This window comes from Candidatus Brocadiia bacterium (genome assembly GCA_041658285.1).
Taxonomy (GTDB): domain Bacteria; phylum Planctomycetota; class MHYJ01; order JACQXL01; family JACQXL01; genus JBBAAP01.
Genome location: JBBAAP010000005.1, coordinates 1 through 13,629, shown reverse-complemented (window position 1 = coordinate 13,629; position 13,629 = coordinate 1). Strand labels below are relative to the sequence as shown.

Below are 13,629 nucleotides of genomic sequence, written 5' to 3'. Positions count from 1 at the left end.
AAATCAAAATATGGTCTTTGGTAAAATATCACGACAAGACTATACATTTCTCAAGAAGCAATAAAAAGATAGACAAGAACTCCGGCTCTGAGGATGAGTTTATGCTGGATATAGAGGTGGCGGTGGCGAAGAAGATGTCTAATGACATTTCCCGCAAATCTAAGATGGGTATGCAGGAGAAAGCCGAGCAGGGGTTTTATCCTTCGAGGGCTCCTTTTGGTTATTATAATAATCCAGTAACACGATTGCTTGATGTGGATAAAAAGAATACTCCTTATGTTCAAAGGGCGTTTTCTCTGATGGCTTCGGGCAGTTATTCTGTAAAGATGCTGGCAAATATTCTTTATGAGGAAGGATTAAGAACGGCCCAAGGCAACAGGTTGAACAAGGGCACTCTGTGGCATATACTTAAGAATCCTATTTATTATGGGGTGTTTACGTGGGATGGGTCTATGCATCAGGGCAGTCATACCGCGCTTATTTCCAAAGATGTATTTGATAAGGTGCAGTCTGTGTTGAACGGGAAGGCGCATAATCATATTTCAAAAAGAAATTTCTCGTTCAATAACCTTATTACCTGCGGTATTTGCGATTGCAAGATTTTGGGCGAGCGGAAGAAGAACCGATATACTTATTATCATTGCACATTTTCTAAAGGCAGGCATAACGGAATCGGTTATATTCCTGAAGATAGGTTAGCATCTATGTTTGAAGAACCAATAAAGAAGATTACCTTGAGCAGTGATATAGTTGATTGGCTTAAGGAAGGGCTTAGGGAACGCAGTAGAAGCACCGTAGAATCGCAGGAAACCCGCCTTAATGCGCTTAGAACACAAGAGGAAAGGATAACTACCCGCCTTAGCAGGTTATTCGATTTAAAGCTTGATGGGGATATGGACAAGGATGTATTTAAGGCTAAAGAACAGGAGTATAAAGGCCAGCTTTTTGAGGTTAGGGCGCAGAAGGAGTCTGTTAAAGCGATTAACCAAAATTTCTATGAGGATGGCTGTAAAACCCTCGAACTGGCGAATCGCTTGTATTCTCTATACGTTAAGGCGAACTATGAGGATAAGGCTAAGATTTTGAAGTTTGTAGCCTCGAACTATACCTTAAATGATGTAACTCTTTATCCTGTATATAGAAAACCATTTAATTTTATGGCTGAAAAAGGAGGTCGTCTAAGTTGGTACCCCCACAGGGATTCGAACCCTGGTCCTGAGACTGAGAATCTCATATCCTAGGCCGCTAGACGATGGGGGCATGGTTGCCGGGTTAGGATTCGAACCTAAACAACAAGATTCAGAGTCTTGCGTCCTACCGTTAGACGACCCGGCAATAATTATCAGTATAACGGATAGGCACTATAACTATAGCTGGAATTAAATCAAGAAAATTCTGATATGACTAAACCATTAATCGGCATCAACGCCTCGTTCGCATACAACAATAAATACGTACGGGTAACCCGGACTTATTGCCAAGCGGTACTCCAAGCCGGCGGCGCGCCGGTAATCATCCCGCCCATCGCCGGCAATGACCCGGATTTATACATAAAGAAACTCAACGGCATCGTTTTTACCGGCGGCGCCGATATCAACCCGTCTGTTTACGGCGAGCGCCCCCTGGAAATAAAAGACAAACACGGCATCGCCAAAATCATTATAGATGAAAAATTCAACTCCGATATGGCCCTGATGAAATCAGCCCTCAGGAATAAAATACCACTCCTGGCCATCTGCTACGGCGCCCAACTGCTCAACGTCGCCCTCAAGGGCCGGCTCTTTCAGGATATCGAGCACCAGGTCAAAACAACCGTCAAACACCTCTGGGCCCGGCATCAGGTCTACGTCTGCGATACCGGCCTGCTCCATAAAATCACTGGCAAACAAATGATAAAGGTCTATTCCTCGCACCACCAGGCAATCAAGACACCGGGCGCAGGGCTGATAATCAACGCCCGGGCCGCGGACACGGTAATAGAAGGCGTGGAACTTCCCCGGAAAATTCATCCGTTCTGTTTAGGCGTGCAATGGCACCCGGAAATGACTATAAAAGAGCCGGACCACCTTAAATTGTTTAAAGCGCTGATATCGGCGTGTAACTAATTATAAATCAGCATTCTGCGTTATCCCAACACCACTTCCTCATTCTTCTGGGGCAGATATGCCTTGTAACCCGCATCAATCAGCCGCTGGGTAAAGGGTTCTGACTGTTCTTCATCACCGTGAACCACGAATATCCGCTTGACTGATTTACCCAACTGCTGGATATACCAAAACAGCTCGTCCTTGTCCGCGTGCGCGCTGAACGAATTAATCTTAACCACCTCGGCGTTGAGCTTATACTCCTCGCCGAAAATCTTGACTATCGGCTGGCGGTCGACAATCTTCTTTCCCAGAGTGTTCTGAGCCATATAACCCACCACCAATATCGTATTAGCCGGGTTTTCGATATTGTTCTTCAGGTGATGCAGTATCCGGCCAGCTTCGCACATACCCGAAGCAGAGATAATCACCATTGGTCTCTTATCAAAATTGAGCTCTTTAGACTCGGCCGAATCGCGGATATAACGGATATGATTCAGCCCGAACGGGTCCAGATGCTTGGCCATCAGCTTTTGGGTCTCGGCGTCCATGTAGCCGATGTGTTTCTGGAAAAGCATGGTGATATTCGTGGCTAGCGGGCTGTCCACAAAAATCGGAATCATCGGCAGTTTACCCTGGCGAATCAGCTCGGACAAGAAATAAACCACCTCCTGCGTCCGTTCGAACGCAAACGACGGGATGATAAGCTTGCCGCCCCGATTGATTGTACGCGTGACCACATCAACCAGCTTCTGCTTGGCGCTTTCCACCAGATCGTGCGGCCGGTTACCGTAGGTACTTTCGATAATTAGGTAATCAATGTTTTGAATGATGTCCGGATCGCGCAGCAACGGCAGGTTCTTGCGGCCTAAATCCACCGCGTAAAGCAGGCGGACAATGCCCGCGCCGTTTTGTATCTCCAGCAGAATCAGCCCGGCACCCAAAACGTGCCCGGCCTCGAAAAAGGTCGCCGTGATATCCGGCGTAATCTTGAACGGCTGGCGGTAGTAATTGCTCTTAAAATTACCCAAGCAGGCTATGGCGTCGTTCGATGTATAAAGAGGCTCGCGCTGGGGCTGGCCCTTCCTCTTGTTTATCTTATTAACGAACTTAATATCTTCCTCCTGGATATGGCCGCTGTCCGGCAGCATCAAGGAACACAGGTCAACCGTAGCCGAAGTGGCGTGGATAGGACAGCTCAACCCGTGCTTGACCAGGTTGGGAATATTACCGCTGTGGTCGATATGGGCGTGCGAAAGCGCCAGTGCCGTCACCTCTCCCAGCGAAAACGAAAAGGTCGAATTAATCTTATAGAAATCATCGCGCCGGCCCTGGAACAGACCACCGTCAATCAGGACCTGGCTTGAAGGAGTCTTAACCAGATGCATCGAACCGGTCACCGTCCGGGCCCCGCCGCAAAATTTCAGTTTTATACTCATCTTGTAATTGTAATATTGATAACAATTATTAATCGTATGTCAAAGTAATTAGAACCAGTTTGACCGAAGGGAATTAGAGCTACTGCCTCCCTTTAAGGACTGGTTTTTATCTCTTAGGGACCACTAGAAACAAAGTGCCGTAGTGTCCCTTAGATCACGTAAGTGAAGCTTAACAGGACTAATGTAAATCTCAATATTAGTAATATTCGCACTGGGTAAGAGACAGTAACGCCCTTTTGCCACCTTTTGTCAAAAGTTCTAACTGTCTCTAATCTCTTGACAAACCTCTTTATTGGGGGTATACTGACAAAGTTTATTTTATAGGAATTATTGATATATAAATCCGTTTTATCCGCTTAATCAGCTTACATTAGAACAGGATTTTTAGAGCGATGAAAGAGAATAAAGACCCCAAGGAACAAAAACAGCCCGCGCCGGAGAAGCCCAGTTCCAACGAAAAAGGGCAATTAGCCATCTCCGTTGAACAAAACGGCAATATCCAGGAACTAGCCATCGAGAACGAGATGAAGGACTCGTATCTCAACTACGCTATGAGCGTAATCGTCTCGCGCGCCCTACCGGACGTCCGGGACGGTCTCAAACCCTCGCAACGGCGCATACTGGTAGCTATGAACGACCTCAACCTCGGACCGCGCTCTAAGTTCCGTAAATGCGCCAAGATCTGCGGCGACACTTCAGGTAACTACCACCCGCACGGCGAGCAGGTGGTTTACCCAACGCTGGTCCGGATGGCCCAGGATTTCTCCTGCCGTTACATATTAGTGGACGGCCAGGGCAACTTCGGCTCCGTAGACGGTGACCCGCCGGCCGCCATGCGTTATACCGAGGCGCGCATGTCCGACTTCGCCTCGCTGCTCATGAAAGACCTGGATATGGGCACGGTTGACTTCCAGCCCAACTACGACGAGACGCGCGATGAACCCAAGGTCCTGCCCTCGGCCTTTCCCAATTTATTATGCAACGGCGCATCCGGCATCGCCGTCGGTATGGCCACCAGCATCCCGCCCCACAACATAATCGAAGTGGCCGACGGAATCATCAAAATCATCGACAAGCCGACCGCAACCATAGAAGAACTGATGGAAATAGTAAAAGGCCCGGACTTCCCCACCGGCGGCATCATCTGCGGCGCCCAGGGCATCCGCGACGCCTATCTGACCGGCCGGGGCATCATTACCGTCCGATCCAAGGTCACCACCGAGGAAGGCAAGCAGGGCAAGAACAGCATCATCATCACCGAAATCCCGTATAACCAGGAAAAAGCCAAGATTATCGAACGCATCGCCACGCTGGTCAAAGAAGGCCGCATCCAGGGCGTGTCCGACATCCGGGACGAATCGGACCGCGACGGCATGCGCATCGTGGTCGAGCTCAAACGCGGCGAGGAAGACCAAATCGTCGTCAACCAGCTCTTCGAGAACACCTCGCTCCAGGACAACTTCAGCATCGTAATGATTTCGCTGGTCAACGGCCGGCCGGAAACACTAAACCTAAAACAGATGCTGGTCGCCTACAAGGACCACCGCATCGAGGTCATCCGCCGCCGGACCAAGTTCCTGCTGGACAAAGCCGAAGCCGAAGCGCACATCCTCGAAGGCCTGGTCATCGCCGTCGACAACATCGACGACATCGTCCACCTGATAAAGAAATCCAAGAGCATCGAAGAAGCCCGGGGAAAGCTGATAAAGAAATATTCCCTGTCCGAGATTCAGGCCGACGCCATCCTGCGCATGCAATTATCACGGCTGACCGGGCTGGAACGCGAGAAGCTCGAAACCGACCTCAAGGCGCTTAAGGAAAAAATACGCGACTTCAAGGCCATCCTGGCCGACGAGAACCTGGTCCTGGACATCATAAAAGAAGATCTCTACGAGATGAAAGAAAAATACGGCGACAAACGCCGGACCGAAATAATGAAGCGGGCGCTCAAGGATTTTTCCATAGAAGAATTGATTACCGAGGAAGAAACCGTCGTGGTCATCACCCACGAGGGCTACATCAAGCGCGTACCGCTGACCAGCTACCGCAAACAACAGCGCGGCGGCAAGGGCGTCATCGGCACCGAAACCAAGGAAGGCGACTTCGTCGAGCACCTCTTCGTCGCCTCGACCCACGATTACATATTATTCTTCACCGACATCGGAAAGGTACACTGGGTCAAGGTCTACGACATCCCTGAAATGTCGCGCACTGCCAAGGGCCGGGCGCTCATCAACCTCATCCGCTTCAACCAGAAGGAAAAGATTACCGAAGCCATCCCGGTGGGCACCTTCGACAAAGGCTTCCTGCTGATGGCCACGGCCAAGGGGCTGGTCAAGAAAACCACCCTGTCCGAATACGGCAACCCGCAAAAGGGCGGCATCATCGCACTAAAACTGGAAGCCGACGACCGGCTTATTGGAGTGCGAACCACTTCCGGCAAGGACCACATCATCCTGGGCACCCAGGACGGTATGTCCATCAGGTTCCCGGAAGAAAACGCCCGCCCGATGGGCCGGGCCACTTACGGCGTCACCGGCATCCGCCTCAAGAAAGGCGACCTGGTCCGCGATATGGTCATAATGGACAAGAACGCATCACTCCTGTCCGTCTGCGAAAAGGGCTACGGCAAACGCACCAGCTTCGACGAATACCGCATCCAGCGCCGGGGCGGCTCGGGCATCCGCAACATAAAGACCTCGGACCGCAACGGCAAACTCATCGGGCTAAAAGAGGTCACCGACAAGGACGAGATAATGCTGATGACCCAAAAAGGTATGGCCGTGCGCATGCCGGTCAGCGGGCTGAGAAGTATCGGGCGCAACACACAGGGCGTGCGGTTGATTTCCATGCAACCCAGCGACAAGGTCGTCTCCGTGGCACGCGTCTGCCCCGAAGAAGTCGAAGACGAAGAAAAGACGCCCAATCTCCCCACCCCCAAAGGTTAAAACAGGCGTTCTAGAAGCAAATCCGGTTCTAAATTACTTTCTTTATGTCCACGTGTTCCTTGACCAGCTTGGTCAGAATATCTATCCGGACCGAATCTTCCTTGGCCAGCAACGGCTCGATAGATTCTATCTGTTTGGCAACCTGGTAGGTGTCCTGGCTGACCAGCAAAAGAGGCGTGTTCTTCTCGGACGCCTTGGAAATAATGTTCGACTGGGGCATGATATTGTTTGTCAGGATTATCCCGGCGCTGTTAGTTTCTATGGCCGCGATAATCATATCCGAACGGTCGCCGCTGGTAATAATCAACTTGTCTTCCTTCTGGAAAAGCGTGCTCTTCAGCGCCATCTCGGCCGAGCCGGCCCCGATGAAAATATGCTTCACCGTGCGGTTCAACAGGTTTTCGCCGGTAAGAACCTTGGCAAACAACCGGTAATTCAGGTTATTCACCGTCAGGTGCGTCAGCTCCGGCTTGTAAGGCAATACGCCCAGCACTTTCAATCCTAATTCGGTAATGCTGCTCAGGTAGTTCTCGTTAAAGTCGTCGACATTCTTCACCTTGTTGATAATCACGCCGCCGAAATCAACGCCTTTGAGGTTAACATGATTTTTCAGAAAAGTGGCGTTATCGATGATAGTATCCTCATTGCCGCTGATAATGATATAAAGCCTGCCGTTAATGTATTTGGCAACTGATATGGGGTCCAGTCCGGCCCCGCCGCCGCATTTCAGGTTGCTGCCGCCTTCAACCAGCAGGACATCTTTGCCCTTGCCCATGGTCTCAACCATTGCCAGTAATTTCTTGCTGCGCCGTTCGTCATCGTACATATACTTGAGCTTGGCATACTCGAATCCTATGGTCATTTCATCCGGGCTTTCCTTAAGCTCCATCACCCCGGCAATCAGGGCCGAATCGTAATCCCAGAGCCGTTTTTTCTGGTAGACCAGCCGCTCCCCAAACGGTTTCATATAGCCGATTTTAGTGCCCAGCGCCCGGGCCAGCCCGATGATGAAATTGGTCTTGCCGGCGCTCTTTTCCATAGATGCAATCACTAATTTATTCATTTTGTTCACCTCCGTTTAATTCTTTGTCAGCAGTATCCTTACGTCAACCGCTTTTACTCCCTGTTCATAGGCGACCAACGGATTTATTTCGATATCCGAGATGCCTTTGGATTCGCTTATTATGGCGCCGACCTTGATGATGGTGTCGACCACGCTGTCAATGTCCTTGCGGGCTTCGCCCCGAACACCCAGCAGCAGCGGATAAGACTTGATTTCTTTCAGCATATCCGTTATCTCCCTGCGTCCGGCCGGCCAAGCCCGGAAGGCCACGTCTTTCATCACTTCGACATATATGCCGCCCAGCCCGAACATGACGATGGGTCCGAACGACGGGTCGCGCCGGGCCCCGATAATCAGCTCCGTCCCGGGCTTGACCATCTCGTCCACCGACACGCCCTCAATTAAGGCGTGCGGATTATGGCTCCGGCAGTTATGGATAATGGCTTCATATGCCTCTATCACCTCGTTCTTGTTGGCCAGGTCCAGCGCCACGCCGCCCACGTCGCTCTTGTGTAGGATATCCTTGGAAACGACCTTCATCACCACCGGATACCCGACCTGCTCGCTGAACTTTACGGCTTCCTGGATACTATGCGCGATATGGCTCTGCGGCACCGAGATATCCGCCGACTTGATGACCGCCTGGCCTTCGTTGGAGAGCAGGAAGCTCCGGTTGTCAGCCCGGGCTTTCTTTATGATGCCGTCTATGACCGGACTGTCTATCCGGCATTTGGACGCCGGCTCCGTTTTGACGGCTAAGGCGCGGTAGTACGAATACATCGCGCCCATGCACGATACCGCCTCGTACGGGTCGCTGAAAACCGGCACGTCCCGCTGGCGGAGCATCCGGATGCACACGTCCGACTTCTCGCCGCCCAGCAGGCAAAAAACGATGGGCTTTTGCGCCGCCCGGTAATTCTTGTATGTCGCCTCGATTATGCCCGAGAAATTATCGATGTCGAACACGGCCGTTTCGCAATAAAGCGAAATGAGCGCGTCGATGTCCTTATGCTTGAGCGAAGCCGCGAAGGCCGTGTTATAATGCGACGGCCCGGCCTGGCCGGTCAGGTCAACCGGGTTCTTGGCCGAACCGAAATAAGGCATCACTTTGGAGAATGTCGATTTTAACGTTTCGTAATTATCATAGAGCTTGACGCCGTACTTCTCGCAGGCGTCGGTGGCCATAACGCCGATGCCGCCGCCGTTGGTGATTATTACCGTGTTTTCACCGGCCGGTATGGCCGTATTGGCGAAAAACTTGCACCATTCCAGCGCCTCCTTGATGCTCTCGGCCCGGAGCACGTTGCACTGGCGCATGATGTCATCGAATATCTCGTCCGAGCCGGCCAGCGAGCCGGTATGCGACGCGGCCGCGATGGCGCCGCGCTTGGACCGGCCGGACTTGACCACCACCACCGGCTTGGCCCGAGCCGTGGCCTTGAGCGCCTTGACCAGCTTGGCCCCGTTCTTGACGCCTTCGATATACATAAATATCACCTTGGTGCCGTCGTGCTCAGTCAGGTACTCGAGCAGGTCGGTCTCGTCCAGGTCGGCCTTGTTGCCGACCGAGATAATCGAGGACAGCCCGATGTTCTCCACCGCCGTCTTGCCTATCATAGCCACGCCCAAAGCGCCGCTCTGGGTGATGATAGCCACATTGCCCGGCTTGATGTTCTTCGGCCCGAAGGTGGCGTTCAGCGAACTGGCTGCCGAATAAAAACCGAATATGTTCGGCCCCAACAGGCGCATATCGTGCTCCAGGGCGTAAGCCGTTATCTTATTCTCCAGCTCGATGTTGCCGATTTCGGAAAAGCCCGAGGTGATGATGGACAGGAACTTGACGTTCTTCTCGGCGCAGCCTTTTAGAGATTCCAAAACCATCTCGGCCGGGATGACGATAGTAGCCACGTCGACGTCGCCTTTGATATCCTCGATGCGTTCATACGAATCAACGCCCAGTAGCTGCCCGCCCTTGGGGTTGACCGGGTATATCTTTCCCTTATATCCGCTGGCCACGATATTCTCGACTATCTTATAACCGATTTTGCCCGGCTGCTGCGACGCGCCGATGACGGCGATGGAGCGCGGCTCGAACAAGTATTTTATATCGGCGTTGTTGTTCTTCATCATCCAACCTTGCCCCACTGGGGGCGGATAGCTTCAATCAAAAAATATCACTAAATGGGCCTATCCCTGAATGCCATTCGCATCTCGTAGACGCCCGAATCATTCCGGCGCTGGATGTCAAATCCCATCGACTCGAACAAGTGCAGCATCGGCTGGTTTTCCTGGACCACCTGCGCCGTGAACCCCAGCAAGCCCTGTTTCTTGGCCAGCAAGGTCAGGTAGGACAGCAGTTCGTGCCCGATGCCCTTATTCTGCTGGTCGTCCCTGACCACAAAGGCCACCTCGGCCGTGTGGGTATTCTCGTCTATGCCGTACTGGCCGACGCCGACTATCAGTTCCTGCTCGTCCTTCTGCAATACGGCCAGGATGACCAGTTCCCTGGTATAATCTATGATGACGAATTCCTGCAGGCGTTCGTGGGGCATATCCTTGCGCCGGGAAATGAACCGCCGGTACATGCTCTGGTCCGAAATCGAATAAAAGAAATCCTTCAGAAGCGGCTCGTCGCTTATCCGGACCGGCCTGAAAAACAGGGTCAGGCCCGACTCCGAAGTCCGGTAGGTCTCCAGATGTTCCGGGTATTCGCCCTTCTTGCCCGGTATAAAGGCTTGGTCGGCGTAAATCATATTAAGCTTCTTGGCTTCCTGTACCAGCCAGGGCCGAAACTTGGGATGTGCGATGGCGATTAACTCCATGGCCCGCTCGCGGATGTTCTTGCCGTGCAGGTAAGCGATGCCGTATTCGCTGACCACGTAATGGACGTCGCCCCGATTCAGGGTCACGCCGGCGCCTTCCTTTATGAATGGCACGATGCGCGAGACGTTGCCGTTATCGGCCGTGGACTCGATGGTCAGGATGGTCTTGCCGCCGGGCGAAAGTATCGCCCCGCGCATGAAATCGGCCTGGCCGCCGATGCCGCTGTAAAAGGTCTTGCCGATGGACTCGGCCGTGGCCTCGCCGGTCAGGTCTATCTCCAAACCGCTATTTATGGCCGCCATATTGCTTATCCGTGAAATCACCAGCGGGTTGTTGGTGTAATCCACCGGCCGGAACTCAAAGCTGGGGTTGTCGTTGAGGTATTCATAAGTCGCCTTCTTGCCCATGCAGAAGGCCGCCACCGTCTTGCCCCGGTTAAGCGACTTCTTGGAGTTATCAATCACGCCGGACTTCATCAGCTCGACGATGCCGTCGCTGATGAGCTCCGTATGCACCCCCAGGTGCTTCTTGTCCTTCAGGCTGGCCAGGATGGCGTTGGGGATGCTGCCGTAACCGACCTGGATGGTGTCGCCGTCCTCGATTATCTTAGCCACGTACTTGCCTATTTTAAACGGCGTGTCCTTGGACACCTGGGTTTCGAATTCCAGGAGCGGTTCGTCGTGTTGGATGATGAAATCCACATCGTGGATATTGATGAACGTCTCGCCATGCACCCGGGGCATCTGGCTATTGGCCTGGACAATCACCAGCTCGGCCGCCTCGACCGCCGACTTGACGATGTCAACGCTGACGCCCAGGCTCATAAAACCGTGCTCGTCCGGCAAAGAGGTCTGGATAAGGGCGATGTCAATGGGCTGGAGCCGCTGACGGAACAGGTCCGGCACGGCCGACAGGAAAATCGGGGTGTAATCAGCCGCGCCCTCGGCCACGGCCGCCCGGGTGCTCCGGCCGATGAAGAACGAATTATGCCGGAAATTATCCTTGAACTTCTCGTCGGCGTAAGGCGCCACGCCCAGAGTCCAGACCTGCAACACCTCGGCGTCGAAGAACGCCTTGGGGTTGGACTCGACGTATTTAATCATGGCCTGAACCAGGTACTGCGGCTCGCCGCAGGCCGTGCCCACGAAGATATGGTCGCCGGCGTGAATATGGCTGAATATGGCTTCCTCGGAGGCGAACTTCTCCGGGTATTTCGACTTCAGTTCATCGAGATAAGAATTATTGCTCATAACTAAACCGTAGGCACTGCGTCGCCATGGCGCTTTGCGTACATACTTGGGCTGTTAGACTTTAGTCGTTATTAGCCCAGTATACCTGGCAGCCCGTTAGGGTTCTTGTCCCAAGACCCCTAAGGGTCTAGGGATAATTCGCTACCGCTCAAACTGCCAGAGTACAACCCGATTCGCAAATTCCCTCTATATTATAATATGCTGATATTTCGCAATAATCAAGAGAAATCCGACTAAATAGATTTAGAGCCAGTAGGAGTGTAACGACGTACTGGCTCTTATCCAGTGCAAAAAACAGGCTTAGTAATATTTGCACTGGGCTAGTGCCAGTAGGAACGCAGTGACGTACTGGCTCTTATCCCGGCTATTCTGACGGGAGATCCCCGAAGCCCCGCCCAAAGGCGGGGTAAACTGTGCGGAGTGGGATTAGGGACAGTTTGAACCTACCATTCACCACAAACCTGCCCGGCTGTCTCGTTCAGGCGGGGGCACAAAGAACAATCAAACAGGGACTGGACGAGACTGGTAAAAGACTAAAATAGTCTAATACAAATCTCTTAAAGTTACTGTTTAGTGCCACTTCGAACGAAAGTGAGTTAGAGGCACTTATCCCCGAACGCAGGGAAGCGGGATAAGCATTCTCTGTGTACTCTGTGCCTCAGTGGCTATTCTATCCAGCCTTTTAGCCAAATATTTATTGAACAGAATTGTCCTCCTTTCGTAGCTAATACTTTAATCATCCGTGTCTCATCCGTGGCTAATGTCGCCTCCTTGTAAATATTCTGGTTTAGGTTGGCCACGTTTTGCCATATAAAGTGTATAGTTGAAGTACCATAATCCATACCGGCCCTTCGACCGAGGACGGTCAGTATCTGCTCCATACTGGCCGGAACGGACATGGCATTGAACTGCATCTCCACCAGCACCGCTGTTGCAGTAGCCGGTATAAAAGTTGACAGGTCTATCAGTTGGTTAATGTCCGCCATCGAGTTCTCGGAGAACACCAGAGGCTGTCCGGACAAAAGCGTCAACTGCATCCCGCCCGCACCGCCTGTTGGCGGGGCAATCCAATTAAACTTGCCGGTAGCTGCGTCGAAAGACAGTATTTGGCCATCCGTAGGCGGAGCGACGTTATAGAGCAGTTCGTGGTTGATGGAGCTCAGCGCAATCTTGACCCAATCCACGGCCCGGTCCACTATCTTGGGATTGGTAACCTGCGCATCGCCGATTTCATCGGTAGCGATTGCTGGGGTCAGGGGACGAGTAACTCCGCTCGCCATCGGTTTCCATTCCAGCTTGGCCTGAGCCTGATTGTAAGTCGGTACTTCGCCGTCTGCCGGGGAATCAACTGCCGCCAGTTTAGTTGGCGTGACTTCGCCTATGCCAATCTTGGATGCGGTAACTGCTCCCTCGTTAAGCTTGGTGGATGTAACCGCGTGGGTATCAATCTTGTCAGCGGTTACTGCGCCTCCTGCGATCTTTTCTGCGACTACTGCGTTATCAGCAATCTTGGGCGTAGTCACGGCATTGTCCTGCAACGGCACCAGCGAAACGTTTGAGCCCAGTTTAGCTAATGTAACGGCGCCGTCGGCGATGTCATCGGTCTGGACCTGCCCGGCCCCGATATCGGCTCCGGTAATGGTCTCATCCTTAATCTTCTGAGATGTTACTGCATTGTCCGCAATCTTCTCCTCGGTTACTGCTTGCTCCGAGATCTGGGGCGAGGTCACCTCGCCATTTGCGTATCTGTGTCTGAATGACATAAAACCTCGTTTCAATGTTTCATTGTTATACTATTACAACGTAGAAACATTTTAACGCTGTAACATTTTAACAGGAAAACGAGGGCGGTGCACTCGCCCTGTTTTCCTTACCCTACTAGATCAGCACTATCCCTGTTCAACGTCAGCGCATTTGAGACAAAGGAATGAAGGGGAATAAGTTGCAGATATCAAGGAGTTTTGGGGGGAGAAAACTCCTTGAAAAATCGACTCGACTCCGATAATATCTTTTACGGAAGGA

General features: G+C 52.1%; 7 protein-coding genes and 2 tRNA genes. 2 read left to right on the top strand and 7 right to left on the bottom strand.

All coding sequences use genetic code 11. The features are described 5' to 3' along the window. Positions 1–1,184: 1,184 nt before the first annotated feature. Together WC980_06390 and WC980_06385 are read right to left on the bottom strand one after the other, a co-directional pair. Positions 1,185–1,260 (bottom strand) — tRNA-Glu (locus tag WC980_06390). Between the two features lies 1 nt (position 1,261). Further along, positions 1,262–1,335, bottom strand: a tRNA-Gln gene (locus tag WC980_06385). A gap of 65 nt (positions 1,336–1,400) precedes the next feature. Between WC980_06385 and WC980_06380 the strand changes: the two genes are divergently transcribed. Further along, positions 1,401–2,105 (top strand): gamma-glutamyl-gamma-aminobutyrate hydrolase family protein, encoded by a 705-nt coding sequence (locus tag WC980_06380; protein ID MFA5794675.1) that lies wholly within the window; start codon positions 1,401–1,403, stop codon positions 2,103–2,105. Between the two features lie 20 nt (positions 2,106–2,125). Here the strand turns inward: WC980_06380 and WC980_06375 are convergent, their stop codons facing one another. Continuing rightward, positions 2,126–3,523 carry an MBL fold metallo-hydrolase gene (locus WC980_06375; GenBank protein ID MFA5794674.1) on the bottom strand — a complete coding sequence of 466 codons (1,398 nt, stop codon included), beginning with the start codon at positions 3,521–3,523 and terminating at the stop codon, positions 2,126–2,128. Between the two features lie 392 nt (positions 3,524–3,915). Between WC980_06375 and gyrA the strand changes: the two genes are divergently transcribed. Next, positions 3,916–6,471, top strand: a complete 2,556-nt coding sequence (gene gyrA, locus WC980_06370; GenBank protein MFA5794673.1) for a DNA gyrase subunit A — start codon at positions 3,916–3,918, stop codon at positions 6,469–6,471. 28 nt (positions 6,472–6,499) lie between these two features. Here gyrA and WC980_06365 read toward each other — a convergent pair whose 3' ends face one another. The 4 genes from WC980_06365 to WC980_06350 form a co-directional block, all read right to left on the bottom strand. Then, positions 6,500–7,534, bottom strand: a complete 1,035-nt coding sequence (locus WC980_06365; GenBank protein MFA5794672.1) for a DRTGG domain-containing protein — start codon at positions 7,532–7,534, stop codon at positions 6,500–6,502. A 15-nt stretch (positions 7,535–7,549) separates the two neighbouring features. After that, a complete protein-coding gene (locus WC980_06360) occupies positions 7,550–9,664 on the bottom strand; it encodes an acetate--CoA ligase family protein (protein MFA5794671.1) in 2,115 nt (704 codons plus the stop codon). Between the two features lie 47 nt (positions 9,665–9,711). Then, a complete protein-coding gene (locus tag WC980_06355) occupies positions 9,712–11,607 on the bottom strand; it encodes a GNAT family N-acetyltransferase (GenBank protein MFA5794670.1) in 1,896 nt (631 codons plus the stop codon). A 665-nt stretch (positions 11,608–12,272) separates the two neighbouring features. Continuing rightward, positions 12,273–13,370, bottom strand: a complete 1,098-nt coding sequence (locus tag WC980_06350; protein MFA5794669.1) for a hypothetical protein — start codon at positions 13,368–13,370, stop codon at positions 12,273–12,275. Positions 13,371–13,629 lie beyond the last annotated feature (259 nt).